Below are 26,215 nucleotides of genomic sequence, written 5' to 3' on the forward strand. Positions count from 1 at the left end.
AAATTTGACTAGGTTCTAAACTCTTTATATAAGGCTTTAATGTCATTTGGACGTGTGCGGCAGCAGCCACCTAAAATCTTAACTCCAAACTGAGCATACCAATCTTTACTATGTTCAACTAAGGTTAGAGCATCCTTATCCTTAGGTTTCCAAGTCTGAGTTCTGCCATCATAAATCTCACCTGAGTTGGGGTAAGTAATGAGAGCTTTTCCAGCATTTTTAAGAATAGCAAGAGCCTGATCATAAAGAAGAGGCGAACTACAGTTGATTCCTAGGGCCAAGATTTGGTCTGACTGGGAAACAAGCTTGGCAATCTCATCTAAAGAAGTCCCATCACTGATAGTGCCTGATTCTTGGACTGTAAAACTGAGATAAGCTTCTGATTCTGGAAATTCTTCAGCCAGGAGTTCAATCAAGGCTTGTGCTTCTAAACGATTTGGAATAGTTTCCAAAGCTAACAAGTCCACACCTTGATCTAGGAGAATTTGAATCCTAGGCCGATGAAAATCCTTAAGCTCCTCGATAGTAATTTGACCATAATCACCACTATACTCAGAACCATTAGCCAAATAAGCTGCGTAAGGACCGACATCTCCAGAAATCAAAGGATATGGTCGTTTTGCTTTCTCAGTCTCATCTAATGCTGCCCATACCTTATCACGTGCATTCTTTGCCAACTGAACTGTCAAGACAATAATCTGCTCCGCTTCTTTCTCAGTAAGTCCAGCCTCCATCAAGCCTGGCAAGGTCGCCTGATAAGACGATGTGGTAATCAAGTCAGCCCCAGCGGCTACATAGGTTTCGTGGATTTCTTGAATAACTTCTGGCTTTTCAATAAGGTACTTAGCTGACCAGAGCTTACCTGAAATATCATACCCCAAGGCCTCCATCTCTGTTCCTAGAGCTCCATGAAGAATGAGGGGAGATTTATTTTCCAAATAATCTTTAAATGTTGCCATACAAGGCCTCCTTACCATTTTTTAAAGCGAAGGTAGTGATAGAGGTAGCAGAAAATCATGAAAGGAATACCGAAGTAAAGTCCCGCACGTTGTGAACTATCCCAAGCAATCCCAAGCACAGAAATGGCCAAGAGAACGATAGTGATATAAGGTAGGATTGGGTTAAACGGTGTCTTGTAATCCAACTCATCATCAGAATGTTCTAAATTCCACTGTTTACGGAAGTTGATTTGTGCCAAAGGAATGGAGAGCCAGACAACAACAACTGCAAAACCAGCGATTGATACCAAAGCTAGATAAACCGTATCTGCAGCATAGATACTTGAAAAAAGCGATAAAACTGCTCCTGCCATGGAAATCAAAAGGGCTGTCATTGGAACTCCATGTTTATTAATTTTCACTAGCTTTTTATTGAGCATTCCCTCATTGGCCAAAGACCAAAGCATACGGCTTGAAGCGTAGAGTCCCGAATTCCCAGCAGAAAGAATAGCTGTCAAGATTACAAAGTTCATGATGTCTGCCGCAAATGGAATTCCCATCTTGTCAAAGACATCAACGAAAGGTGCTGAAGAAACTCCTGCTTCTTTCATTGGAAGTAGCGAAGCTAATACAACAATCGTCAGTACAAAGAAGATAACCAAACGACCAATAGTTGTTTTAATCGCCCGAGGAACTGCCTCTTTAGGGTTGTCCGTTTCACCAGCCGCAATACCGATTAACTCTGTTCCTGAAAAGGCATAGTTAACAGCCAACATAACTGACACAATGGCAATACCGCCATTTGGAAAGAGACCATTAGCCGTCAAGTGCTTGAACATAATGGCCTCATGGTGACCATCAAAACTCACCAATCCAAACATAGCCCCAAGACCTAGTATGATGAAAACTAAAATAGCAATGACTTTTATTGACGAGAAGAAGGATTCCGCTTCCGCAAATGACCTCACACTCAGAGCATTAATCCCAAAAATCACCAAGGCAAAGAAGGCCGCAAAAATCCAGGCCGGAACCGATGGAAACCAACGTTGCATCAACATGGCAGCACCGAGAAATTCTGTTCCCAAGGCTACCGTCCAACAAATCCAATAAAGCCAAGCTACTGTAAAGCCGGTCCCCGGACTGATAAATTTAGTAGCATAGGTGTGAAAGGATCCCGTTACTGGCATGGCAACAGCTAGCTCACCTAATGAAAGCATGACCAAGTAAACAACAATAGCTCCCACAAGATAAGATAGGATAGCTCCAAGGGGTCCAGCTTGTGCAATCGTATAGCCTGAACTCAAGAAAAGACCAGTACCAATGACACCACCCAGCGATAGCATAAAGAGGTGTCGAGAAGTCATCTTCCGTTGGAACTGACCCTCATTTTCATAATTATGGTTTTCCATAGATTCCTCCAATATATGTGATAAAACAAGCTTATCACAATATTATCCCCTTGGATAATAAGTGAAAACTATCAAAGAGATAGTTAAAGACTATCACATGAAAAAAACTCGGATTTCTCCGAGCTTTTCTTACAATTCTGCCAATATCGTATCCCATGCTTCATCATAACCGTCACGTGTGACAGATGAAAAGACGATGAAATGGTCATTTTTATCAAAATTGAGTTTTTTCTTAATGATAGATTCGTGCTTGTTCCATTTTCCGCGAGGAATCTTGTCAGCCTTAGTCGCCACAACGATCACTGGAATTTCATAATACTTAAGAAATTCATACATTTGAATATCATCTTGAGTTGGTTCATGTCGGAGGTCAACCAAGCTAACAACCACACGAAGATTGTCTCGAGTCACGAGATACTCCTCAATCATTTTGCCCCATTTGGCACGTTCTTTTTTGGACACACGGGCATAACCGTAACCTGGCACATCCACAAAGCGTAGCTTGTCGTCAATATTGTAGAAATTGAGCAACTGAGTTTTTCCTGGTTTCCCAGATGTACGTGCGAGGTTTTTACGACCAAGAAGGGTATTGATAAAGCTTGATTTACCAACATTCGAGCGTCCTGCTAGGGCAACCTCAGGGAGGTCATCTTGGGGATAGTGACTCTTATTCGCCGCACTGAGCAAAATCTCAGCATTGTGCGTATTTAGGACTTGTTCTTCAGCCATAGGTCCTCCTTACGCTGTTTCCAAAACTGGAGCAGCTGTACCGTCAACGGCTTCTTTGGTAATGCGAACCTTAGTCACATCTTCCTGGCTAGGAATTTCAAACATGACATCCATCATAACTTCTTCAATGATAGAGCGAAGCCCACGCGCACCAGTCTTACGTTCAATCGCCTTACTTGCAATAGCTTCAAGAGCATCCTGATCAAACTCAAGTTCAACTCCATCATAAGACAAGAGGGTTTGATACTGTTTAACCAAGGCATTTCTAGGCTCTGTCAAGATACGAACCAAGTCGTCAACCGTTAACTGTTCAAGGGCAGCAAGGACTGGCAAACGTCCGATAAACTCAGGGATAAGACCGAATTTTTGGATATCTTCAGCCACAATTTCTTGCATGTATGATGAGTCATCATCAATAGCCTTATTATTTTGACCAAAACCAATGATTTTCTCACCAAGACGTTGCTTAACGATATCTTCGATACCATCAAAAGCACCACCCACGATAAAGAGAATATTCTTCGTATCAATTTGAATCATCTCTTGGTTAGGGTGTTTACGACCACCTTGAGGGGGAACACTAGCTACTGTTCCTTCAATAATCTTCAAGAGGGCTTGTTGAACCCCTTCACCAGAAACGTCACGAGTGATTGATACGTTTTCACCTTTTTTAGCAATCTTATCAATCTCGTCGACATAGATAATCCCACGTTCCGCACGTTCAATATTGAAGTCTGCCGCTTGGATCAGTTTGAGCAGGATATTTTCCACGTCCTCACCCACATAACCTGCCTCTGTCAATGATGTCGCATCCGCAATCGCGAAAGGAACATTCAAGCTACGAGCCAAGGTCTGAGCCAAGAAAGTCTTCCCTGAACCAGTTGGTCCAATCATGAGAATATTTGATTTTTGCAAATCCACATCATTGTCTTCACGACTTTCTGTGAAGTTGATACGTTTATAGTGGTTGTAAACAGCTACCGCCAAGGCACGTTTAGCACGGTCTTGCCCCACGACATAGTTGTTCAAAATATCCAAAAGTTCTTTTGGCTTTGGAGTTTCAGCCAAGTCAGCCAAAACTTCTTCTGCCATTTCCTCACGAATGATTTCTTGTGACAAGGCCACACATTCGTTACAGATAAAGACGCCATTCCCAGCGATAATTTTCTTTACTTCTTCTTGGTTTTTGCCACAAAATGAACAATAAACCATTTCTTCATTACGATTTCCAGCCATTTATTCCTCACTCTTTTCTAAAATAGGGTGCCATAGAAGGCGTGAATAGTATTGACAAGGTTGGTAAAAGCATTTAAAAAGAGAAAAACTGCTAACCCATAACGTTTCTTGCGAAAGGCAGGAATGGCAGAGAGCACACAAAGTACTCCCAATAATGCAGTAAATAACCCAAAAACACTACGTTGCATGAACCTAGTCTCCTTCTTTTTCATAGCGACTTATGCTAAAGTCGTAGGCATTTTTATCATCCTTGGCCACACGTTCGTGCGATACCTCTTTAAATGCCGTCATATCTAGTTGTGGAAAATACGTGTCTCCCTCTAAATCAGCCTCAATAGTTGTCTTGATGAGTGCATCATAATGCCCATCAAAAGCCTTATAGACACCAGCACCACCAGCAATATAGAGATCCTTTTCTTGCTGTTCAAACCAAGCTAGGGCTTCCTCAACACTCGTAACGATCGTTACACCCTCACAGTCGAAGTCCTTGTCTCGTGTCAAAATCAAGGTTTCACGTCCTGGCAGGCAACGACGGTTCATGCCATCAAAGGTCACACGCCCCATGAGAATTGCTGAGCCCATGGTCGTTTTCTTGAAATGTGCCAGTTCAGCAGGCAAGTGCCAAGGCATGGTGTGATTCTTCCCAATAACATGGTTATGAGCTTCCGCCCAAATAGCAATGAGTTGTTTAGACACAGTATTTCCTTTTCTTTTTAAGTTTACAATCCATTCTAACAAAAAAAGAGAAAAAGAGCTTGGAAAAAACTTTGCCAGCTCTTTATGGGCTTAAATCATAAGCATTTATTAAATTGCTAAGTCAAATTTGAGTTGAGGTTTAACAGGCTCATAGTCAACCAATTCAAAATCTTCTGGTTTGATATCAAAGAAATTCGTTCCATCAGGAACATTGAGGACCAAGCGTGGTTGGCAATCAGAGGGCTGACGTTTGAGCAGTTCTTCGGCTTGCTCAAATTGATTGTCATAGATATGGAGGTTGTTGATGAAATAAAAGAATTTACCAACTTTCCAACCAAAGTGCTTGGCAATCATCATCTGAAGAGCCACATACTGCATGGCATTAATATGATGAGCCACCAGCATATCGTTAGAACGTTGCGTCAAAGTGGCGTCCAAATAAATGTCCTCGCCCACACGACGAACGTCAAACATGGTTTGGAAGGCACAAGGCTGAAGTCCTGCTGTCTCCTCGAAGGCCTCGTAATCCCAAAGGGAGATGACATTACGGCGATTCCACGGATTAGCCTCCAACTGAGCCAACAAACGGTTAATAATATCGTGCTTCTTAACGACCGCCCCATAACGCTGACCAATCGAACGCTTGTCCCCATTATTAGCAGGTACGCCTTCAACTTCCCAGTCATTCCAATAATGCACATTATACTTATCTTCAAGGACATCTAGGCTATTTGACTGGTCTTGGTAAATCCAAAGCACTTCTTTGATAGCAGATTTGATAGCAATAGGACGAAGAGTGGTAATAGGAAACTCTCCCTTGCTCAAATCATATTCAGCAAAAGACCCTGTAATATATTTGGAATTGGCTGTAGTGCCATCCTTGTATTTAGGACGTGCTTGCTCCGACCAAACACCCTCTTCCATGATTTTAGTGATATTTTCTTTAAATATAGTGTCTGCTTTTGTCATGATTTTCCTCTTTATTCAATTGAAAACAAAGTATTTTTTGAGACTTTCCTTAAGTGATTACGGACGTCTGCGAACTTCCAAGACTAATTTTTGAGCCTATGGTCTCAAAAATTCCGAGTGTCTGTAAACAAAACACTTTATTTACGGACACTTATCTCACAGCGGAAAGTCTCACTTAACGCTCGCAATGATTTCAATATATAACAACAATTTTACTTTTCTAACATAGCTAAAAAACTAGTAGAGTGCCACTTCAATTTTACCTTATTCTAGTGCAAATGAGAAATATAAGCTATGGCAATACCCAAAGTAAGTCGTTTAAAATCCCCTAGTTCCTATCAAAAAATGAGATATAACTAACTATCAAAGTTTTTTCAAGGCGAAAGCGCTCTTTTATGGTAAAATCACTATAGATTAGTATCTTCTGGATACTCTACAATGAAGAAAAAAAGGAAACATCATATGTCTATTGGAATTGATAAGATTGGTTTTGCGACCAGTCAATATGTTCTAAACATGGCTGATCTCGCTCTTGCCCGTGGGGCGGAGCCTGAAAAATTCAGCAAGGGGCTGATGCTTGATGCAACCAGTATTACGCCGATTACAGAAGATATTGTGACGCTTGCCTCTGATGCGGCGGCTGATATTTTAAATGACGACGACAAAAATGCTATCGATATGGTCATCGTAGCTACTGAGTCTTCCATTGACCAGTCTAAGGCTGCTGCTGTCTATGTCCACAGTCTTTTAGGTATTCAGCCTTTTGCTCGTTCTTTTGAAATGAAGGAAGCTTGTTACGCTGCAACTGCTGGACTTAACTATGCTAAGTTGCATGTGGCAACTCACCCAGATAGCAAAGTTCTGGTTATCGCTAGTGATATTGCCCGCTATGGTGTCGGATCTTCTGGGGAGTCAACTCAGGGAGCTGGTGCTGTAGCTATGCTAGTCAGTCAGAATCCACGTATTTTGGAACTTGCTGATGATAATGTGGCACAAACTCGTGATGTCATGGACTTCTGGCGTCCAAACTACAGTTCAACGCCTTATGTTCAAGGCATCTATTCAACCAAACAGTACCTTGACAGTTTGAAGACAACTTGGGTAGCTTATCAAGAACGCCATCAGGCTAACTTTGCTGATTTTGCTGCTTTTTGTCTCCATCTTCCTTATCCTAAGCTAGCTCTTAAGGGACTTAATAAGATTATTCCAAAAGATTTGAATCCAGAGAACAAAGAGCGTCTGACAAATAACTTCGATGCTTCAATTACCTATAGTCGTCAAATTGGGAATATCTATACAGGGTCACTCTATCTTGGACTTCTTTCTTTGCTTGAACAGTCGCAAGACCTTAAAGCCGGAGATAAGATTGGCTTCTTCTCTTACGGTTCTGGAGCTGTCTCTGAAATTTTCTCAGGACGTCTGGTTGAAGGTTACAAAGACCTGCTTCGTTCGGACCGCCTAGATACCTTTGCCAAACGTCAACAATTAAGCGTTGCTGATTATGAAAAACTTTTCTATGAGGAGGCGCAGTTGGATGACACTGGTTCTACTCAATTCGCTGATTACCAAACCGGAGCTTTCCGTTTAGCTGAAATCTCTGAACACCAACGTATCTATAAAGGACATTAATATGACTAAACTCTCTTGGACTGGTTTTTCCAAGAAGACACCGCAAGAACGTAAAGAGCATTTGAAAACGAATGCTCTTTTGTCTCAGGAAAATCAAGATCTTCTGGATAAGGACCAACAACTCACCCTTGAAACAGCCAATCAGATGGCTGAAAATGTCATTGGTCGATTCACACTCCCCTTTGCCATTTGCCCAGATGTATTGGTAGATGGTGTGACCTATCAGGTTCCCATGGTTACCGAGGAACCCTCAGTTGTGGCTGCTGCTTCCTACGCTAGCAAGCTCATTAAGCGTTCTGGTGGTTTCACGACTACAATCCATGACCGTCAAATGATTGGCCAAGTTGCCCTCTTTGACGTTCCTGATAAGGATAATGCTTCAAGCAAAATTCAAGCAGCCAGTCAGGACCTTATAGAGATTGCCAAAGAGGCTCACCCTTCTATTGTTAAGCGTGGGGGTGGCCCTCGCAAGCTCTGGACTGAGACTAAAGGAGACTTCCTCATTGTCTATCTAGCCGTTGATACCCAAGAAGCCATGGGAGCCAATATGGTCAACACCATGATGGAAGCCCTGGTGCCAGAATTAGAAAACCTGTCAGAAGGTCAAAGCCTCATGGCTATTCTCTCAAATCTAGCCACTGAAAGTCTTGTGACAGCGACTTGTCGTCTTAGCACACGCTTCCTCAGTCGTAATAAGGAAGAGGCACATGACCTGGCTAAGAAAATGGAGATGGCCAGCCAACTGGCTCAGGTGGACCCCTACCGAGCAGCTACCCATAATAAGGGAATTTTCAATGGTATCGATGCCCTAGTTATCGCGACCGGAAACGATTGGCGAGCAGTTGAGGCCGGTAGCCATGCCTATGCAAGCAAGGATGGTAGCTACCGAGGTCTGTCCACATGGACTTATAATCAGGAATCTAAGGAACTAGTTGGAGAATTATCCCTCCCCATGCCAATCGCAACCCGTGGCGGTTCTATCGGACTTAACCCTAGTGCTTCTATCGCCCATGATTTGCTTAATCATCCAGATGCCAAAACCCTAGCCAGTATCATCGTCTCTCTTGGTTTGGCACAAAATTTGGCTGCTCTGAAAGCTCTGACTTCAACAGGAATACAAGCAGGACATATGAAACTCCAAGCCAAATCCCTGGCTTTGTTAGCTGGGGCCAGTCCTGAAGAAATGCCTCAAGTTTTGGCTGAACTTCTCAAGGCCAAACATATGAACCAAGAAACTGCACAAGCAATTTTGGAGAAACTCAGAACCCCATAAAAAGAGAATATGAAGCAATAAAATATCACTCTGCCTTATCACATAAAAAATAAAGATGTTGGAAATTTTATCTCAACATCTTTTTCATATCTCACAAGTTCTGACTTGACTTGAATTTCTATAATGTTATAATCTAGTTATGAAAACTAGATAAAGAGGTTTTTATAATTTGACAACACAACAATACCCTCTCTGGGAAGAATTACCAGGGATTGAACTCTATTTGGATCAGGTTTTGCTCTATGTCAATCAGGTCACCCAAAGCACTTTGGGACCAAACGACAAGGGGCTAACCGCCTCTATGGTCAATAATTATGTCAAACATGGCCATGTCGCAAAACCCATCAAGAAAAAATATAATGCTGCTCAGGTAGCTAGACTTATTGTCATCACTAGTCTAAAGACCGTCTTTGAGATTTCTGAGATTGCTAAAACCTTGGAAATCCTACGAACAGATGCTGAAAGTCAAAAGAGTTACTACAATGACTTTGTAGCCTGTATGAATGGTCAGTTTCCCCAAGAGGCTCCGCAAGTCATACTCTCAGCCTGTCAGACGCTTCAATACTACCGAGCTACCCATCAACTTTTGAACGACCTTGAAGGAGGAAACAATGTCTAATACTGCTACTTTTAATACTTCTCCCAACCTCAAACTCAGTAAAAAACTTAGCTTTGGTGAGGAAGTGGCTAACAGCGTGACTCACGCCGTCGGAGCTATGGCCATGCTAGTCTTATTGCCAATTACTGCTGTTCATGCCAACAACGGCTACGGCATGACTGCTGCCATCGGGATGTCCGTTTTTGTCATCAGTCTCTTCCTCATGTTTTTGAGTTCAGCCATCTATCATGCTATGGATTATAACTCACCCCACAAGATGGTTCTAAGAATTATTGACCACAGCATGATTTATATCGCCATTGCTGGAAGCTACACCCCTGTTGCCCTCTCACTGGTTGGCGGATGGCTAGGCTACAGCATCATCGTCCTCCAATGGGGAACAACAATTTTTGGTATTCTCTACAAAATCTTTGCTAAAAAAATCAATGAAAAATTCTCCCTCTTCCTCTATCTGATGATGGGATGGTTGGTTATCTTCATTATTCCAGCTATCGTCACTAAGACAGGACCTGCCTTTTGGGGACTCATGCTTGCTGGAGGATTGTCATACACGGTTGGTGCAGCTTTCTATGCTAAGAAAAAACCATACTTCCACATGATTTGGCACCTCTTCATCATGTTGGCTTCGGCTCTTCAATATATGGGGATTGTCTACTTTATGCTTCCTTAAAGTCAAAGACATCAAGGTGTTATGGTATAATAAGGAAGTACGGAGGTAAATCATATGAAAAAAGAACTCAGAAGAGATCCAAACAACAAAATTATTGCCGGTGTTTGTTCTGGTATCGCTAAATATCTTGACATTGACCCTGTCATTATTCGCCTTATTTGGGCTGCAGCGATCTTCTTATTTGGAACAGGTTTTCTTTTCTACATCATTTGCTGGATTATTATCCCAGAAGAAAGCAAGTGGTAAGCTATAATTGAAGATACAAAAAAGGTTTGCCAATTGGTAAACCTTTTTAGATTGAAGATAAAATTTTTGAAATTTCCTTAAATAATACCGGACCTTAGATGAAATTGTTCAGTGGATGATTTCAGGAATCTAGGAAGCTCCACTATATGTTTAATATTAGCAAAAATGACCTTATTCTCGTGAAAGCAAGTCATCATGGTCTCTAATCCACTTTTTTATTTGATATAAAAGTGGTAAGAAATCTTTTCCCAAATCGGTTAACCCGTAATAAACTGGAGAACCCGTACTAGCTACACCTTCACGACTGATTATGTTAATTGACTCTAACTCACGAAGATTTTGAGCAAGAACCTTTCTAGATATTGTTTTCAACCTTCTTTCAAGTTCCGCAAAATGGAGTGTCTCATTTTCTAAAGTTAAAATAATAAATACAGCCCATTTCCCTAACAAGGGTTGAGCAAGCTTGCGTAAACAGATTTCGTTTTCCATGTTACTTTTAGGTACCTTCTTTTTCTCATTATTAAAGTCTGTTACTATTGTACTACATTTCGAAAGGAGTAAAGCATGGTATTTTTTAAAACAAAAGAATTCGAATTTGAAGCACGACGTGTCATGTGGTACTGCCCTAAAGGTGGAAGTGACTTTGCCGAGGTTGAAAATATCTGTCAACAAATTAAAGACGGCAACTACGAATCTTGGTATCATGGCTGGAAAAACGGTGCTGAAAAACTATTAAAACGTACTCAACGATATTCTTCTAAAATTAGTCAAGGACATGCTTTTTTGCGAGCCAGTCGTTATTTTCAAGCCTCTGAATTTTTTCTTTCCCCTTTGGATAAAAGAAAAATAGACGTCTACCAATTATCAGTTCAATATTTTTATGAGGGGCTCAAGATGTTAGAAATCCCTTATCGTTTGGAAATGATTCCATATGAGAATATCTCATTACGTTCTCTTTATTTCACTCATAAGACAAAAACGTGCAAAGGAACATTCTTTATCTGTGGTGGTTTCGATGCCTTGTTAGAAGAACTTTACTTTACAAATGTTGTTGCAGGAATCGAAGAAGGTTATAATGTCATCATTTTTGAGGGACCAGGTCAATCCTCTGTCCTTAGAGAACATCATCTTCCATTTATCCCTAATTGGGAAAAAGTTTGCCAAGCCATAATTAATTACTACGAAAATCAAGTTTCTAAACCTTTTATCGGAATTGGTCTATCCTTGGGCGGTTTGCTAATGGCTCGCGCACAAGGAAATAAAAATGACTTATTTGATAGTATTGTTTTATATAATTATTTTCCAAGTGTCCTAGAATCCTTTAAAAATAGTATCTCTCAAATATTCCATCGTTTCATTGATGATGAGATACCAAGTTTTTTTGAAAAGTTAGCTATGTTTTACATACAAAGAAATAAGTTTTTAAATTGGCAAGTTGAACAGGCAAAGTGGAATTTTGGAGAACCCTCACTATCTTCTTTAATAAAACGATGTAAAGAATTTAAGGAGATAACTATTTCAGGGCCTGTTCTTGTACTTTTATCCACTAATGATATGTATTACGATAAACAACTAGGATTTAAGTATTTTGAAGCCATACCGTCAAAAGAGAAAAAATTAATCATTTTTGATAAAGAAAACTACTCAAGCGACCTCCACTGTCAGAATGGTTCTGCTTTTGATAGTAATGATGAAATCTTTGAATGGTTAAGTGAAATAGAGTTGCCTTAATTTATAGACATATGTAAACAAAAAGTGATACAGACCTAAATTTCTTACCATTTAGGTCTATATCACTTTCTTTTTTTATTTTCTCAAGCGGAAAATCAAATAGCTGACGTTAACTAGGAGTAAAACACTCCAAAGAATAAGGAAAGGAATATTTCCTCGGACAGCATTGTGCCAAATACCTAGGGCGTATAAGGCCATAAAGACAAGTGATCCTAGAACCGCTGTCCCTTTATTATTTTGTGGTTGATTAGACATATAAACCTCCTTTGATTGCTTTGTATAAAACGGTCTGAAACCATAAACCATGGCGAGAAAAGCTCTGGCTTGACGTTTGACATCATTAGCCAAAGATCTATGGGACTGGGCATAGATACCATTTGGATTGTAAAAAGACTTGTCAAAATGCTCAGGCTCTCTCTGGCCCCACTTCTTCCTCAATTTGTTGGGAGATCGAAAACCCTTGGTCATCCGATTACGAAAGGCAGGATCATGTGGTTGAACCGGCTCCACATCCAGTTGCCAGTGGCGTTTGAAATTGCCATAGTTGAAACTAGCACCATTAACCACTCCACTCTCGGTCACCTGCTCCGCATCGACCTCATTGAGAAAATTTCCCTGACTATCTAGAATAAACTCTACACGATTATAGAGGAGAATCTTGAGATTAACACTAGGAATCCCATCTGGATAAATCCCCTTGCCATCACAGAAAGAAATCTTTTGGTGCAGGCGCCCCTGATCAAACATGGTGAAAGGTTTCCATCTGAGATAGATGGCCAAAGCTTCCTTATCTGTCATTCCTGGCTTTCTATAATGTTTCCTGATATACTGGGCCTGTTGACTAGAGATGAGGTAACGTAGCTGATGGATTTGTCGCTCTATAGAAACATCCTTAGACAAACTATCACCAGGAAAAGCCAAATCTACCAATTTCACGACATCCTTCCAGAAGGAATCATGCGGTGCCAAGTCAGGATCAAAATAAGATAAAAGGTGTTGGGTTTCTTCTATCTCCCCAGATAGATCCTCTGGCATCTCTATATAAGCCAGCAATAACTTCAGCACCTGCAGTGGCTGGTATTCCTTTTGCCATTCCTTCCATAAGCTAGAAAAGGCTTTTGAGCCTATGAGCATCTCATCTCTCCTCAATAACATAAGTTAGTTTAATCAGTGGTCCCCTCTATGAAGTCCTCTATCTTAGCAACTACCTCTTTGGTCTGATAGTGATAAAGATAATGTGGGGCATCATAAAAAGTCAGTTCGATATTTTTCTGGTCCTTTGCAAATCTGGCCGCATAATTTCGCCACTCCTCCTTGCTAAAACTCGTGCCTTCTCCATTAGAAACCAAAAGTAAGGTGGAGATTTGTGAATTTATCTTAGCATCAACCTTTTTAGCATTTCCTTTAACAGATAGGCTCTCATTTAACATAGCTTGTGACAGTATTTGACGATAAGCTATTCGTTGATAGAGGCGTCGATCACTACTATTTAGATTTTCATTAGGCACATATAAGTGACTCGGTATATACCTTAAAAGACCTAATTGACTTCCCAAACGAGCCATACGTAAAATCTGGGAATGCATTCTCAATTGCGAATAACTCTCTGGTAGAGCCCAATCTAAGCCAATGATAGCTTTTATTTCACTTGGGTATTTTTCTTGCCACAAAAGCGTTTCTAAGGAGGCCATCGAATGAGAAAGGATAATATAAGGACCTGATACATGAGCCTTGGATAGGGCTTGACGTGTCTCAGAAAGAACCTCAGACACATCTCTGGACTTAGAGGTGTCCTCACTATAACCATAGCCAGCTCTCTCTACAACGACTATCTTATACTGCTTAGAAAGCCCATCATACAAGTCTTTAAAATCTAGAATGGGAGAGGCCGTTCCAGCACCAGATAGAAAAACTAAGGTTTGTGGACCATTTCCCTTCACAAAGACGCTCATGTCATGGCCATTAACAGACACCACTTGCCCCATAGGGTTGAGAGAGGCCTTTTCTCTTTGCAAGGCTAATCTATGATAGATAAAGCTAGCCAGTAACAAGACTAGAACTGCTCCCATCAGAAATAAAAGTCTTTTCATAAAAACATGCATGGTTTATCCTACTAAAAAGTCAGTTAGCTTAGCTAACCGACCCTTTTTTTATTCGGCATCTGGGCGTGATTTGCGAGCGATATCAGCAAGGATATTTTCTACAAATTCTGACACAGCTTCTGTATGTGTTTGTTTTTGTCCATAACGACGAACGTTAACAGTTCCGTCCTCCATCTCCTTATCACCAACAATCAATTGATAAGGGATTTTTTGTGTTTGAGACGCACGAATCTTGTATTGCATTTTCTCGTTACGTTCATCCACTTCAACACGGATACCATGGTCACGAAGTTGTTTAGCAACTTCCCAAGCATAATCTGTGTGGGCTTCATTTGAAACTGGGATAACAGTTACTTGTTGAGGTGCCAACCAAGTTGGGAAGGCTCCTTTATAGTTTTCAATAAGAATAGCTGTAAAGCGTTCCATTGTTGAGATAACCCCACGGTGAATCATAACTGGACGGTGTTCTTCTCCATCAGCTCCGATGTATTTAAGGTCAAAACGTTCTGGAAGCAAGAAGTCCAATTGGATAGTAGAAAGGGTTTCTTCATTACCAAGGGCAGTCTTCACTTGGATATCAAGTTTTGGACCGTAGAAGGCAGCTTCACCTTCTGCTTCAAAGTAGTCAAGTTCCATGTCATCCATGGCTGATTTCAACATGCTTTGAGCATTTTCCCACATTTCGTCATTGTCAAAATATTTGTGAGTATCTTTAGGGTCACGATATGACAAACGGAAACGATAGTCAGTCAAGTTGAAATCTTCGTAAACATCGATAATCAATTGAAGCGTACGTTGGAACTCATCTTTGATTTGTTCAGGTGTTACGAAAGTATGACCATCATTAAGTGACATTTCACGTACACGTTGAAGTCCTGTAAGGGCCCCAGATTTTTCATAACGGTGCATCATCCCAATTTCAGCGATACGGATTGGCAATTCACGGTAAGAGTGGACATGGTGTTTGTAAACTTCGATATGGTGAGGACAGTTCATTGGACGAAGGACAAAGGCTTCACCATCTCCCATATCCATTGTTGGGAACATATCTTCACGGTAATGATCCCAGTGACCTGAAGTTTTATAAAGTTCAACTGAAGCAATTGGTGGAGTGTAGACATGTTGGTAGCCTGCTGCTACTTCCTTGTCCACGATGTAGCGTTCCAAGACACGACGAATTGTCGCACCGTTTGGCAACCAGAATGGAAGACCTTGACCAACCTCTTGAGAAATCATGAACAAATCAAGTTCTTTACCAAGTTTACGGTGGTCACGTTCTTTAGCTTCTTCAAGACGTTTAAGGTAAGCCTTGAGGTCTTTTTTGTCGAACCAAGCTGTACCATAAATACGTTGCATCATAGCATTATCGCTATTTCCACGCCAGTAGGCACCTGCAACATTCAAAAGGTGGAAAACTTGGATACGACCAGTTGATGGCACGTGTGGGCCACGGCAAAGGTCAACGTATTCACCTTGACGGTAGATTGTCAAACCACCTTCGTCTTCTGAGTGCTCTTCAATCAATTCCAATTTATATGGGTCATTTTTGAAGATTTCACGCGCCTCGTCTTTAGTCACTTCTTCACGAATTGATGGGAAGTTTTCTTTAACGATTTTCTTCATTTCTTCTTCGATGCGAGGAAGATCTTCGTTAGAAATTTGACCAGCTTCATTGTCAGTATCGTAGTAGAAACCATCTTCGATAGCTGGACCAACACCCAAGTGGATGTCTGGGAAGAGGCGACGAGCTGCTTGTGCAAACAAGTGAGCCGCTGAGTGACGCAAAATTGGAAGGGCATCTTCGTGATCAGGTGTCACGATTTCGATGCTTCCATCTTCAGTGATAGCACGTGTAGTATCAATCAATTTACCGTTGAATTTACCAGCAAGAGCTTTCTTAGCCAAAGAGTTGCTGATAGATTGTGCAATTTCAAAAGTTGTAACGCCAGATTCGAATTCACGAACAGCGCCATCTGGGAAAGTAATGTTAATCATAATTAAGATGTCAGAGCCCTAAAGGAAGAGCCCTTTCGTCCTTTCTATTTAATATTTTTGTTGTAATAATTTGTTTCTAGGATGCTTTGCAATTCTGTCTTATGCCAACCAGCACCAATCATCATCTTGTTGATATTAAATTCTAACTCCCTACCATCAGTTAGGATGAAGCAAAGTTTGTAACCAATAAACAAACGTTTCTTAAACTGATATGACTTAATCATCTCTTCAGGCAGTGTAGCGATAATCTCCCCTAATTTTCCTAAAGGTGTAATAGAAATAATGAAAATCTCTGTTTCTGTAAAAACAATTAGGAAATAGGCATTGGCTGTTCCACCAAGTCTTTGGGTAGCATAGATAGCGTGCATAGTCTCAGCAAGACTAGCATCCACACCGTGGTCAATCAAGTAGGCCTTGATAGCTTCATATTTGAACCCCATAAATTCTCCTTCAACTAAAAAGATAGTGCCACTTCATTCTAAACAGTCCTTTTTGTAATCAATAGAGAGAATATTTAGTCACAAAGTAAAGTTTTTCTATCTATACTAGACATTCTAAAAATTTCAAAGTATCCCGAACAACATAAAAAGCGACATCCAAAAAGGACGTCGCAACGTGGTTCCACCTTAGTTCGTGTACGACAAAAAATGAGTTTGCCCTACACCTCTGATTGGCTCTAACGTGGCCACCGTTTTATGTTTGCATAAAAAGTTAATCGAGTAGTCCCAATCATGTCCTCTGCGTGATTCCCAGCGACACACGCTCTCTGAAAGATTTCCCATGACTGATATGTCTCTATGCGTTATTATAGCATGAAACTGTAATTTTTCAAGCTAATTATCTCTTTTATTAATCAATTCTAAGATTTTATCTGACTAGGAAAATCTGATAGCTTTCCTAATCCAAAAGTTTCGTAATATTTTTGATTTTCTTGACCTGTTTAGCAGAGCCTTTGATGATACGAACCGAGCCGTTAACAGGCAAGGTAATGGCCTTGGTTGGCAAGTAAGTCACCATACGCGTCAAGCGTTTCATGGTACTATCTTCACCATTCAAATCATTGTGGAAATCCTTAGAAATCGTGAGGTCCAAGTAATACTCATAGACACGTTTTCCAAAGTTTTCGGCAGAAATTTCATAGAGCTTGTCGGCCCACTTAGTCTCGTCTTTTTCTGGCGTTGCAATGGCTGCTTCCAAAATGGCCCCAGCTAAATCATTATCATGATAATAAAGCGTTCCAAACATCTGGTCCGTAATCACATTATCCAAATAAGGATTTCCATGAGCAATAATCGGAGTACCGCTAGCCAAGGCTTCCAGATAGGTCAAGCCCTGAGTCTCACTGGTTGATGCCGAGATGAAGAAATCAGCAGCCTTATAGTAAAGAGCTGTTTCGCCAGGTGCAATCATACCTGTGAAAACCGCCTTATCCAGAATACCAAGTTTCTTGGCTTGGGACTTCAGGTCTGGTAGGTAAGGGCCATCGCCAGCAACAACTAACCGAACCTTATCGTCTTCCTCTAAAACCGAAGGTAGAGCCGCCAGAACTGCTTGGATATTTTTCTCATAAGAGACACGAGACAAGCTCAACAACATGGTTTCATCCGAAGCAATACCAAGCTTGGCTCTCAAGTCCGCTACATCTTCTTCGGTAATCTCTGGACGCTGGAATTTTTCAAGTTCAATCCCCGTTGGAATGACCCGTTTTTCAGCAGCAATCTTGTACTTGAGTAAAAGGTCATAAACAATCTCGCTCGGACAGATAACCCCATCCAGATCGCTCATAAAGCCACGAACAATGTACTTAACCATACTTGGACGGATGACCATACCTTTGGCAATATAGCGGACATAGTCTTCATACTGAGTATGATAGGTATGCACAACAGGAATCCTGAGTTCACGTGCAATGGCAATTCCTAGAAGCCCCAAGGAGAACTCTGTCTGCGTATGAATAATATCAAGCTTGTACTGTTTTGCAATCTCTAGAGCCTTAGAAAAGCCACGATAAGCCACTCGGCGATCCTTAAAAGCAAAGAAAGGCACACTCGGAATACGGACAATCTGCCAGTCTTCATAGCGGTCAACATCTCTATCAGTCGTGGTAAAGATAAAGACTGTATGCCCCATTTTTTCCAACTGCGTCTTCAGTGTGCGAATACTGGTCGCAACACCTGATACCTGTGGAAAATAGGTATCTGTAAACAATCCGATACGCATTTAAATCTCCAATACTTCTTTGTAGGCTTCAACAAGTTTTTGGGCGACATCATCAATCGAGCGACTTTCCGCAACCTTGTAACCTTCTTCACGTTTGTCCACTTTACCATCGATAATATCTTGCAAGGCTACTACAAATTCGTCCACGTTATGCCCAAATGAGGCAGAGTTGTCATCAACCCAGCCCTCATAAACAGGAATATCACGCAAAACCACATGTTGGTGACTGGCAAAGGCCTCTAGCACTACGATTCCTTCAGTTTCCTCGTAGGACGGAAAAAAGAAGGCGTTAGCACCACTCATAGCTCCCTGGAAGACGGCTCCCTTGAAGTAACCTGGGAAGCTGACATTATCAGGATGCTTACCATTGACAATGTCTCGAATCTTCTTAGGAATCAGCCATTTGCTGATACTACCTAACCAAATGAAACGAACATGAGGCATCTTTTCGGCAACCTTGACGAAATCTTCAATTCCCTTGCGTTGGAAATAAAGACCCGCACAAATAACCACTGGCTGTCCTTCCTCGATACCAAAGTAGTCTCGGAAAACTTTTTCCTTACGTGGATCCTTACCGTATTTTTTTAGATCAATCCCATTTGAAACAGCAATGATTGGTGTGGTAACTCCGTAAGACTGAATCAATTTTTTGGAATACTCAGATGGTGTAATCACGTAATCGGCCTTTTGATACATGTGGGCCAAATATTTCCCAAAAAGTGGGGCCAAAAGGTTAGAACCGATGAATGAATTCTCAAAGTCTTCACGTGTCGAATGACCATGCATGATGACCTTCTTGCCACGGCGTTTTGCAGCATGCAACAACATCAAGCTACGTGGACCATAAGTATTAATATGAACGACATCGTAATCACCCAAGATGTCCGTTGTATAGGGAATCCCCGCCAAGTCCAAGGCATGCATCTGATGGTGGAGAGCCCGTCCGATTCCTGATTTTTCAAGAACCGATTTTCCTTCAAGATAAAGTAGAACTTTCATACTCTTCATTATAGCTTAATTTAGTAGAAATTTCATCCTGCAGTTGGCTTTATCTTGATTTCTCATTTAATGAGATAGGCATTCCAACACTAAAAAAAGATCGAGCATTCTCGATCTTTTAGGTCATCATCTTAGACGTCTTTACGGCGACGATGGCTATATGCTACACCCATGACTGCTGCCATTTCTGCTGCCACACCGAGGGCAAGCAAGGCAGTATCGTTAGCTTGACCAGTCTCTGGAAGTTGAGGTCCTGATTTCTCAGAGGATTGAACTGGCTTAGCTGTTTTTGGCGTCACCGGTGGAGTAGGCGGTGTTGGTGGTGTTGGTGGTGTTGGCGGAACCACTGGTGGTTTCGGTGGGACACTTGGTGGTGTCGGTGGTGTTGGCGGTGTAGGAGGTTTTGGAGGAATGTAACTATTGTTAAATTCTGTATCCAAAGGAAGGAGAACTGCTGCTACAAGCAGATTTTCCTTTTCACCCACAGTCTTGGTAACAGTCACCTGGAATTTAGCTACCATGTTATCATAAACCACATCGGCTTCATTGCCCTTGACTTCTTCAACAGTGTAGTAGTAAACACCTGGTTTGTCATAGACAATGTTTTCAAAACTAATGTTTCCTTGTGCATTATTGGTCACTGTTTGGATAACATTACCCTTGTCGTCCTTAAGAACGAAACTAAATTCACCATCTTTGAGGTTACGGCCCGTAAGAACCTTGGTCAATTCGAATTTGGCCTTGGCTGGTTGCACTTCTTTCACATAGTTATTAAAGACAGTGTCTTTTGGATTAGCGACCGTTGATACCAAAGCATCGCCATCTCGGGTCACTGTAATCCAGACAGTCGCTTTCATACCATCATAGATGATATCTTCGTTAGTTCCCTTAACTTCTTCAACAGTATAAGTGTAAGTTCCTGCCTTATCAAAGTGAAGTTCACTAAATGCAACACGACCATCAGCTGTATTTCCAACAGTTTCGACAATATGGCCTGCACTATCTTTGAGGACAAATTGGAACTCATTAGCAGTCAAAGTTTGGTTAACACCTGCCTTAGTCAATTCCTTACTGAACTGAATAGCAGCTTTAGCTGGAGTCACAAACTTGTTGTTAAAGATAGTGTCTTTTGGATTAACTACGGTTGAAACAAGAGCATCACCATCACGTGTTACCGTGATAGAAACAGCAGCTTTCATCGTATCATAGACAATTGCATCATCCTTACCTGCAAGTTCTTCAACAGTGTAGTTGTAGGTACCTACCTTGTTAAAGGTCAACTCACTAAAGGCAACCTGACCGTCAGCTGTATTTCCAACAGTCTCAAGGACTTTTCCAAAACGGTCTTTAAGGACAAATTGGAATTGATCTGCTTTTAGACCTTGCTTAACACCTGCCTTGGTCAATTCCTTACCAAATGCAATTTTGGCCTTGGCTGGTGTTACTAATTTATTGTTAAAGATAACGTCTTCTGGATAGGCAACCTTAGCAACCAATTTAACTTGGTTATCTACAGTTTCACGAACAACCTGAATAGTGATATTGGCTTCGAGTTTGTCGTATACCACATCTTCGTCATTTCCTGGAACTTCAGTCACACGATAATGATAGACGCCTGGCTTGCTAAGTGAGAGATTTGAAAAGACAATTTTACCCTTGGCATCATTAGTGGTTTCCCCTAAGTCAACAGGATTGGCACTATCCGTCACATCAACCAGTTTGAAGGTAAATTCTTTGTCCTTGAGGTCTCTGCCTGCCAAGTCCTTCTCAAGTTCAAGATTGAAATGAGCGAGATTATCCCCGATGGCATCTCCACGACCTCCAACTAAGCGAATGGTTGACTTGTAAGAATCAGAAACAACATCCGCATGGAGTTTAATACGGTTGACAGGGTTGGTTGATTCTTCAACAGGTTTTGTCAAACGGGTTTGATACCAAACATAAACCATGCGGTCCAACTGATTGAGTTTAAGCTCAAAATGGGTGTCGTCATAAGAGAAACTCTTAATCAGGTCCATAGCTGATCCCTTGTCAATCCAAGGATCTGCCGAATCAATGTAGCGGAGTTGCAAAGAACCGTCCACAAATCGTTGATTGTCAGACCAAGTGTCAATCAATCTCAAGTTGTTAAGAACACGACGTGAGTAGTTAAGACGCATCTGCCAATTCAAAAGCGTAGGATCATTCTTGTCTTGACTACCCCACTTAGAAATAACCTCTTGATCTGGAGGAGGTGACTGCACTTTACCCACTGAAACATGAATGATACGTCCCTCAAAATCAAGAGTAAGATGTTCCCCTTCATCTACTTCTTCAGAATAAAGGGTATCCAACTCCAAACTCATGAGCTTATTGTTGGGATGTGTTTGGAAATAGTTATTAAAGGTCGTTGTGACACGATTCTTCTCAGGATCAATTTGAGCCAGACCTACAATTTGATTGTCTGGATTATAGACATTAATATCGTATCTAGTACGGAATCGCAACTGCTCAGGCAAATTAAAAATGACCTGATCCCCTTCATTGATGGTCATATCATCAGGGAAAGGAATATTGTGGTAAACAACCTTGCTAGTAGCATACTTGCTATTTCCATTTGGAAATTCCATTTCCACATCAGGATTTTGAACATTAATTTCAGTTCCTGTCTTAGTCACCTTGACATCCGCTGGAATTGGACGACTTAGATTGGTAACCTTAAGTCCGAAATTATCAGATGAAGTGGAACTACTATTACTTGCTGCAGCAAGTTCGCTAGCACTAGCTTCTCGTGTTTCATTGACTGTAACAGGTTTCTCACTTAGCCCCTCACTAGTCTTATCTTGTGATGAACGCGTTTGCTCAGAACTTGCAACCGTTTGCTCTTGACGCGCAACTTCACTAGAAATAGCAGTCACTGAGATAGCACTTGTACTTTCTGCCTGAGCAGTAGGTTCAGCTGTCACTTCTTGACTTGAAGAACTAGTGTTTGTCCTTTGGCCCCCACCATCAGACTCACTGGCTTCCTCAAGTACACTCGTAGCTGGCTGTCCCGTAGGCTCTTCAGCTTGTTCTGCATTAGCGGTACTTACACCAAAAACTGCAGACGAAAGTAAGACCGAAGCAACGCCCACCGTAAACTTACGGATGGAGAAACGCTGCCTCGAATCACCGAATAGGTTATTCATGATTCTATCCTCCCATTTTTACAAATCTTAACATTTTTGTAACCCTTTTCAACCAGAATTATACACTATTTTCAGAACTTTGCAAGAAAATTATTTACCCCTTTGGAGGTTTTGTAAAGATTTCTAAGATATCAATAGATAGTGAAATTTTTAAACCCTTATATTATAGGCTTTCTTTCGGAGTCTCTCTTTTAATATTGTTTTTCTTTCTCATTTTATTGTCATAATTTTAATTCAAATTTTGTCTAAAAAATACTAAAATTCAGATTTTCTCTTCGAAAAATGAGAAGATTATCTTGTCTAAAGGAAGAAAAAAACTGCCATTCTTAAAGGAATAGCAGTCGTCTTTAAATTAATTAAGAAAATGAGCATAAATACTCATTTAAAGTATTTTAGGCAAGCTCTTTGAGAAACTCCACTAAGATAGCAGCTGATTGTTTCCCCGCCTGAATAATGAATTCGTCAAAAGTAATATTAGCGTCATGGGCTGCTGTATCACTCATAGCACGAACAACGATGAAAGGTTTCTTGACACTGTGTGCAGCTTGAGCAATGGCTGCTCCTTCCATTTCCACGGCTAAGACTTCTGGAAAGTGCCCTTTAATAGCATCAATCTTATCCTGACCTGCAATAAAGCTATCACCAGTCGCAATAAGACCAATTTTAGAGTCGATAGAGGCTTGAGCCAAAACCTTTTCAAAAGTCTCTACAAAGCTAGGGTCACTTTCAAAGTAAAGTGGCTGCATAGACATTTGGCCATAATCATAGCCAAATGCTGTCAAGTCAACATCGTGATAGGCCAATTTTGATGCCACAACGACATCTCCAATTTTGAGCCCAGGTGCTACTGCTCCTGCAGAACCAGTGTTAATGAGGGCATCAACGCCAAAGTGGTCGGCCAGAACAGCCACAGACATGGCTGACATAACCTTACCAACACCTGATTGCACCAAAACGACGTCGTGTTTTCCCAAGCGTCCTGTGTAGTAGGTATTGCCAAGAACAGTTTCTTCAACCTTATTTTCCAATTGCTCCACTAGAAGCACTAACTCCTGCTCCATGGCAGCGATAATTCCAATTTTCATATAGTTCCTTTTCAGCTTGTAATCTTGTCTGAATCAGTAGACAGAGCTATCTGACTCATAGACTTATTAGAAATAAAAGACAGCAATGAAGAGAATAATCAAGAGGACGACAACCCAAAAGAGGATGCGATTAAGCTTGTGCTGGAATTGATTGCGTTTAGCATTCTCAATCCGACGGCTCTTGTAAGCAGAGGGCTGATAATTAGCTTCATAGTCCTCATCATAGAACTCTTGATCATAGTCCTCATAATAAGGATGTTCCTCTAAATCGATTTCCCCACGCTTAGCCTGCTCAATGACATCGTCAGTCAAAAGTGGCTTACTCATAACTTATTTTCCTCCAAAATGAAGTGCATAGTATTGGAGAGCGATGATGGTTTTAGCATCTTGAATAGCCCCCGAAGCTACAAGTTCCATACATTCCTCATAAGTCAACTCATAGATTTCAAGAAACTCATCTTCGTCAAGTGGGCGTGGATTTTCAACAGGCTTGAGGTTTGTAGCCACATAGAGCTTGATTTTTTCATTACAGAAACCAATGGCTGTGTAAAACTCATGAATCAATTTAAGTTCACCCTTATACTGGGTCTCCTCTTCAAGTTCACGCGCTGCTGCAGCCATCTCTTCACCAGCCTCACCAACTTCCAGTTTACCCGCAGGAATCTCGTAGGAAACCGCCTCAATAGCCTTGCGGTATTGTTTGACGATAATGATTTTTCCTTCTGGGGTAACCGCTAAAACAGCTACTGCTCCCTTGTGGAAGATGAGCTCACGACCAGCCGTCTTACCGTCTGGCAAGAGGACCTCGTCTACTGCAACTTCAAAAATATGTCCCTTAAATTTTGACTCACGTTTGAGTGTTTTTTCTTCAAACTCCATGACTTGACTCCTTTAATCTATAACCCCAATCTAAATCATCTCTCCAATAGAAGTAAGACTTAGATAGGCTTAAGCCTACTTATGTTGGCTTGGATGATGAGGCTTCTTAGTAGCATAACCTTCTTTATTGACCTGACGGCCACGTCCAATGGCTACGCTGTCAGCTGGAACATTCTCTGTAATGGTTGAACCAGCTGCTGTAAGTGCATTGTCCCCGATTTCAAGCGGTGCAATCAAAGTTGAATTGCTTCCGATAAAGACGTTGTTAGCAATTTGGGTCTTGAATTTATGTTGACCATCATAGTTTACAGTGATTGTCCCTGCACCAAAGTTAACGTCAGAACCAACTTCCGCATTACCAATGTAGGTCAAGTGACCAGCCTTGGTATTTTCACCGATAGTAGAACCCTTAACCTCGACGAAGTTACCGATATGAACATCTTTTTTGAGGGTTGAATCTGGACGAACATGGGCAAATGGACCAACGGTAACACCTTTTTCAACCACTGAATGCTCAATCATAGAGTTAGTGATAACAGTATTGGCACCGATAGTTGAATCAACAATATAAGTCCCATTGGTAAGCACTGACTCTGCACCAATCTTAGTTTTACCTTTAAGTGTCACATTAGCTTCAATGACAACGTCTGGCTCAATTTCCACATCCACATCGATATAAGTGGCGTTTGGATTTTGGAAAGTAACACCATTAACCATGTGAGCTTGGTTGATGCGACGACGCATAACATCTTCTGCCGTAGCCAAGGCAACACGGTCGTTAACCCCGAGACTTTCTTCAAAGTCACGAAGAGTGAAGGCACCTACTTTTTCACCATTCTCACGGAAAATAGAAATAACATCAGTCAAATAGTATTCCCCTTGAGCGTTGTTAGTGTTGATATTTTTAAGTGCTTCGAAGAGGCGTTTATTATCAAAAACGTAAGTCCCTGTATTGATTTCTTTAACCTGTTGTTCAAACTCGTTGGCATCTTTTTGCTCAACAATCTTAGTCACTTCGCCATTTTCGTTACGGATAATACGACCATAACCAAATGGATTGTCGGCAGTTGCAGTCAAGATAGTCGCAACATTTTTGTGATTAACATGGAAATCAATAAGGTTTTTAAGGCTTTCACCAGTAATCAAAGGCGTGTCACCGGCGATAACAAGCGTTTGCCCTTCAAGTCCAGCCAACTCATCTTCAGCCATCATTACTGCGTGACCAGTCCCCAACTGCTCAGTTTGCATAGTGAAGGCAGATTGACCGTCCAAAACCTCACGAACAAGCTCAGCCTTGTGACCAATAACAGTAACGTTTTTAGCTGGTTCGATAGCTGAAACTGCACGGAAAACATGCTCAAGCATAGTGATGCCTGAAACCTTGTGCAATACTTTTGGAAGATCTGATTTCATGCGAGTTCCTTTACCCGCAGCAAGTATAATAGCGTAATTACTCATTTTCTTTTTCCTTCTTAAGATTTTTTTGTGATGGTTTCCTTCGAGGCGGTCTTAGCCTTGAGCCCCAAATCTCAGGGCCTCCACCTCCCACTGGGATAGCCTACGAAAGAAAGGGGCCTTGAAAACATAGTCTCTCATTTCTTAGAAAATATGTCCTCATAACTG

Annotated in this window: 25 protein-coding genes; 6 read left to right on the top strand and 19 right to left on the bottom strand. The window is 41.2% G+C overall.

Annotated elements, in window-relative coordinates; translation table 11 throughout:
• Positions 1-8: 8 nt before the first annotated feature.
• The 7 genes from mmuM to AX663_RS00860 form a co-directional block, all read right to left on the bottom strand.
• Positions 9-959 carry a homocysteine S-methyltransferase gene (gene mmuM, locus AX663_RS00835; RefSeq protein ID WP_060972434.1) on the bottom strand — a complete coding sequence of 317 codons (951 nt, stop codon included), beginning with the start codon at positions 957-959 and terminating at the stop codon, positions 9-11.
• 11 nt (positions 960-970) lie between these two features.
• Entirely contained in the window at positions 971-2,347 is a 1,377-nt protein-coding gene (locus AX663_RS00840; RefSeq protein ID WP_060972435.1) for an amino acid permease, read from the bottom strand.
• Between the two features lie 129 nt (positions 2,348-2,476).
• The gene (gene yihA / locus AX663_RS00845; RefSeq protein ID WP_002885996.1) at positions 2,477-3,076 is read right to left on the bottom strand and encodes a ribosome biogenesis GTP-binding protein YihA/YsxC; all 600 of its coding nucleotides are present in this window, start codon (positions 3,074-3,076) and stop codon (positions 2,477-2,479) included.
• A gap of 9 nt (positions 3,077-3,085) precedes the next feature.
• A complete protein-coding gene (clpX, locus tag AX663_RS00850) occupies positions 3,086-4,312 on the bottom strand; it encodes an ATP-dependent Clp protease ATP-binding subunit ClpX (protein ID WP_002890340.1) in 1,227 nt (408 codons plus the stop codon).
• 17 nt (positions 4,313-4,329) lie between these two features.
• Positions 4,330-4,500 (bottom strand): hypothetical protein, encoded by a 171-nt coding sequence (locus AX663_RS10555; protein ID WP_002886174.1) that lies wholly within the window; start codon positions 4,498-4,500, stop codon positions 4,330-4,332.
• Positions 4,501-4,504: 4 nt separating this feature from the next.
• Positions 4,505-5,008, bottom strand: coding sequence for a dihydrofolate reductase (locus tag AX663_RS00855; RefSeq protein WP_060972436.1), 504 nt, complete (start codon positions 5,006-5,008; stop codon positions 4,505-4,507).
• Between the two features lie 108 nt (positions 5,009-5,116).
• Complete coding sequence (locus tag AX663_RS00860; RefSeq protein WP_060971323.1) at positions 5,117-5,977, bottom strand: thymidylate synthase; 861 nt, start codon at positions 5,975-5,977, stop codon at positions 5,117-5,119.
• Positions 5,978-6,439: 462 nt separating this feature from the next.
• Between AX663_RS00860 and AX663_RS00865 the strand changes: the two genes are divergently transcribed.
• The 5 genes from AX663_RS00865 (at position 6,440) to AX663_RS00885 (ending at position 10,414) form a co-directional block, all read left to right on the top strand.
• Entirely contained in the window at positions 6,440-7,606 is a 1,167-nt protein-coding gene (locus AX663_RS00865; protein ID WP_038675548.1) for a hydroxymethylglutaryl-CoA synthase, read from the top strand.
• A 1-nt stretch (position 7,607) separates the two neighbouring features.
• Entirely contained in the window at positions 7,608-8,879 is a 1,272-nt protein-coding gene (locus AX663_RS00870; protein ID WP_013990948.1) for a hydroxymethylglutaryl-CoA reductase, degradative, read from the top strand.
• 169 nt (positions 8,880-9,048) lie between these two features.
• Positions 9,049-9,498 carry a DUF1836 domain-containing protein gene (locus tag AX663_RS00875; protein ID WP_060972437.1) on the top strand — a complete coding sequence of 150 codons (450 nt, stop codon included), beginning with the start codon at positions 9,049-9,051 and terminating at the stop codon, positions 9,496-9,498.
• Positions 9,491-10,168: a PAQR family membrane homeostasis protein TrhA gene (trhA, locus tag AX663_RS00880; RefSeq protein ID WP_060972438.1), complete on the top strand. Its 678-nt coding sequence runs from the start codon at positions 9,491-9,493 to the stop codon at positions 10,166-10,168. Before AX663_RS00875 ends, trhA begins: the two co-directional genes overlap by 8 nt.
• A gap of 54 nt (positions 10,169-10,222) precedes the next feature.
• Positions 10,223-10,414 (top strand): PspC domain-containing protein, encoded by a 192-nt coding sequence (locus tag AX663_RS00885; protein ID WP_002886147.1) that lies wholly within the window; start codon positions 10,223-10,225, stop codon positions 10,412-10,414.
• A gap of 171 nt (positions 10,415-10,585) precedes the next feature.
• Here the strand turns inward: AX663_RS00885 and AX663_RS00890 are convergent, their stop codons facing one another.
• Positions 10,586-10,903, bottom strand: a complete 318-nt coding sequence (locus AX663_RS00890) for a winged helix-turn-helix transcriptional regulator (protein WP_060972439.1) — start codon at positions 10,901-10,903, stop codon at positions 10,586-10,588.
• A 75-nt stretch (positions 10,904-10,978) separates the two neighbouring features.
• On the opposite strand from AX663_RS00890, the gene AX663_RS00895 reads away from it, so the two are divergent.
• Positions 10,979-12,145 (top strand): dipeptidyl aminopeptidase, encoded by a 1,167-nt coding sequence (locus AX663_RS00895; protein ID WP_060972440.1) that lies wholly within the window; start codon positions 10,979-10,981, stop codon positions 12,143-12,145.
• 75 nt (positions 12,146-12,220) lie between these two features.
• On the opposite strand, the gene AX663_RS00900 is transcribed toward AX663_RS00895, so the two are convergent.
• The 11 genes from AX663_RS00900 to glmU all read right to left on the bottom strand — a co-directional run bounded on the left by AX663_RS00900 (position 12,221) and on the right by glmU (position 26,050).
• Positions 12,221-13,279 carry a DUF3114 domain-containing protein gene (locus AX663_RS00900; RefSeq protein ID WP_060972441.1) on the bottom strand — a complete coding sequence of 353 codons (1,059 nt, stop codon included), beginning with the start codon at positions 13,277-13,279 and terminating at the stop codon, positions 12,221-12,223.
• Positions 13,280-13,308: 29 nt separating this feature from the next.
• Positions 13,309-14,247 (bottom strand): alpha/beta hydrolase, encoded by a 939-nt coding sequence (locus AX663_RS00905; protein WP_060972442.1) that lies wholly within the window; start codon positions 14,245-14,247, stop codon positions 13,309-13,311.
• 48 nt (positions 14,248-14,295) lie between these two features.
• Positions 14,296-16,242, bottom strand: coding sequence for a threonine--tRNA ligase (gene thrS, locus AX663_RS00910; protein ID WP_060972443.1), 1,947 nt, complete (start codon positions 16,240-16,242; stop codon positions 14,296-14,298).
• A gap of 44 nt (positions 16,243-16,286) precedes the next feature.
• Positions 16,287-16,682, bottom strand: coding sequence for a hypothetical protein (locus tag AX663_RS00915; RefSeq protein WP_060971315.1), 396 nt, complete (start codon positions 16,680-16,682; stop codon positions 16,287-16,289).
• 457 nt (positions 16,683-17,139) lie between these two features.
• A complete protein-coding gene (locus AX663_RS00920) occupies positions 17,140-18,462 on the bottom strand; it encodes a glycosyltransferase family 4 protein (RefSeq protein ID WP_060972444.1) in 1,323 nt (440 codons plus the stop codon).
• A complete protein-coding gene (locus tag AX663_RS00925) occupies positions 18,463-19,461 on the bottom strand; it encodes a glycosyltransferase family 4 protein (protein ID WP_060972445.1) in 999 nt (332 codons plus the stop codon).
• A 131-nt stretch (positions 19,462-19,592) separates the two neighbouring features.
• Positions 19,593-22,628, bottom strand: coding sequence for a Spy0128 family protein (locus AX663_RS00930; RefSeq protein ID WP_060972446.1), 3,036 nt, complete (start codon positions 22,626-22,628; stop codon positions 19,593-19,595).
• 392 nt (positions 22,629-23,020) lie between these two features.
• Complete coding sequence (locus AX663_RS00935; protein ID WP_060972447.1) at positions 23,021-23,713, bottom strand: 5'-methylthioadenosine/adenosylhomocysteine nucleosidase; 693 nt, start codon at positions 23,711-23,713, stop codon at positions 23,021-23,023.
• 66 nt (positions 23,714-23,779) lie between these two features.
• On the bottom strand, positions 23,780-24,040 hold the full coding sequence (macP, locus tag AX663_RS00940) for a cell wall synthase accessory phosphoprotein MacP (RefSeq protein WP_037602071.1): 261 nt from the start codon (positions 24,038-24,040) through the stop codon (positions 23,780-23,782).
• Positions 24,041-24,043: 3 nt separating this feature from the next.
• Positions 24,044-24,592 (bottom strand): NUDIX domain-containing protein, encoded by a 549-nt coding sequence (locus AX663_RS00945; protein WP_060972448.1) that lies wholly within the window; start codon positions 24,590-24,592, stop codon positions 24,044-24,046.
• A gap of 75 nt (positions 24,593-24,667) precedes the next feature.
• Complete coding sequence (gene glmU / locus AX663_RS00950; RefSeq protein WP_060972449.1) at positions 24,668-26,050, bottom strand: bifunctional UDP-N-acetylglucosamine diphosphorylase/glucosamine-1-phosphate N-acetyltransferase GlmU; 1,383 nt, start codon at positions 26,048-26,050, stop codon at positions 24,668-24,670.
• Between the last annotated feature and the right edge of the window lie 165 nt (positions 26,051-26,215).

It is taken from the genome of Streptococcus sp. CCH8-H5, from assembly GCF_001556505.1.
In the GTDB taxonomy this organism is placed as follows: domain Bacteria; phylum Bacillota; class Bacilli; order Lactobacillales; family Streptococcaceae; genus Streptococcus.

Excerpts from the sequence above, each read along its gene's own strand:
- AX663_RS00945 (WP_060972448.1), bottom strand. The coding sequence starts at position 24,592 with ATGGAGTTTGAAGAAAAAACACTCAAACGTGAGTCAAAATTTAAGGGA.
- AX663_RS00935 (WP_060972447.1), bottom strand. The coding sequence starts at position 23,713 with ATGAAAATTGGAATTATCGCTGCCATGGAGCAGGAGTTAGTGCTTCTA.
- AX663_RS00930 (WP_060972446.1), bottom strand. The coding sequence starts at position 22,628 with ATGAATAACCTATTCGGTGATTCGAGGCAGCGTTTCTCCATCCGTAAG.
- AX663_RS00860 (WP_060971323.1), bottom strand. The coding sequence starts at position 5,977 with ATGACAAAAGCAGACACTATATTTAAAGAAAATATCACTAAAATCATG.
- AX663_RS00905 (WP_060972442.1), bottom strand. The coding sequence starts at position 14,247 with ATGCATGTTTTTATGAAAAGACTTTTATTTCTGATGGGAGCAGTTCTA.
- macP (WP_037602071.1), bottom strand. The coding sequence starts at position 24,040 with ATGAGTAAGCCACTTTTGACTGACGATGTCATTGAGCAGGCTAAGCGT.
- clpX (WP_002890340.1), bottom strand. The coding sequence starts at position 4,312 with ATGGCTGGAAATCGTAATGAAGAAATGGTTTATTGTTCATTTTGTGGC.
- trhA (WP_060972438.1), top strand. The coding sequence starts at position 9,491 with ATGTCTAATACTGCTACTTTTAATACTTCTCCCAACCTCAAACTCAGT.
- AX663_RS00925 (WP_060972445.1), bottom strand. The coding sequence starts at position 19,461 with ATGAAAGTTCTACTTTATCTTGAAGGAAAATCGGTTCTTGAAAAATCA.
- AX663_RS10555 (WP_002886174.1), bottom strand. The coding sequence starts at position 4,500 with ATGCAACGTAGTGTTTTTGGGTTATTTACTGCATTATTGGGAGTACTT.
- AX663_RS00840 (WP_060972435.1), bottom strand. The coding sequence starts at position 2,347 with ATGGAAAACCATAATTATGAAAATGAGGGTCAGTTCCAACGGAAGATG.
- AX663_RS00865 (WP_038675548.1), top strand. The coding sequence starts at position 6,440 with ATGTCTATTGGAATTGATAAGATTGGTTTTGCGACCAGTCAATATGTT.
- AX663_RS00870 (WP_013990948.1), top strand. The coding sequence starts at position 7,608 with ATGACTAAACTCTCTTGGACTGGTTTTTCCAAGAAGACACCGCAAGAA.
- AX663_RS00890 (WP_060972439.1), bottom strand. The coding sequence starts at position 10,903 with ATGGAAAACGAAATCTGTTTACGCAAGCTTGCTCAACCCTTGTTAGGG.
- yihA (WP_002885996.1), bottom strand. The coding sequence starts at position 3,076 with ATGGCTGAAGAACAAGTCCTAAATACGCACAATGCTGAGATTTTGCTC.
- AX663_RS00915 (WP_060971315.1), bottom strand. The coding sequence starts at position 16,682 with ATGGGGTTCAAATATGAAGCTATCAAGGCCTACTTGATTGACCACGGT.
- AX663_RS00885 (WP_002886147.1), top strand. The coding sequence starts at position 10,223 with ATGAAAAAAGAACTCAGAAGAGATCCAAACAACAAAATTATTGCCGGT.
- AX663_RS00895 (WP_060972440.1), top strand. The coding sequence starts at position 10,979 with ATGGTATTTTTTAAAACAAAAGAATTCGAATTTGAAGCACGACGTGTC.
- AX663_RS00900 (WP_060972441.1), bottom strand. The coding sequence starts at position 13,279 with ATGCTCATAGGCTCAAAAGCCTTTTCTAGCTTATGGAAGGAATGGCAA.
- mmuM (WP_060972434.1), bottom strand. The coding sequence starts at position 959 with ATGGCAACATTTAAAGATTATTTGGAAAATAAATCTCCCCTCATTCTT.
- AX663_RS00920 (WP_060972444.1), bottom strand. The coding sequence starts at position 18,462 with ATGCGTATCGGATTGTTTACAGATACCTATTTTCCACAGGTATCAGGT.
- thrS (WP_060972443.1), bottom strand. The coding sequence starts at position 16,242 with ATGATTAACATTACTTTCCCAGATGGCGCTGTTCGTGAATTCGAATCT.
- glmU (WP_060972449.1), bottom strand. The coding sequence starts at position 26,050 with ATGAGTAATTACGCTATTATACTTGCTGCGGGTAAAGGAACTCGCATG.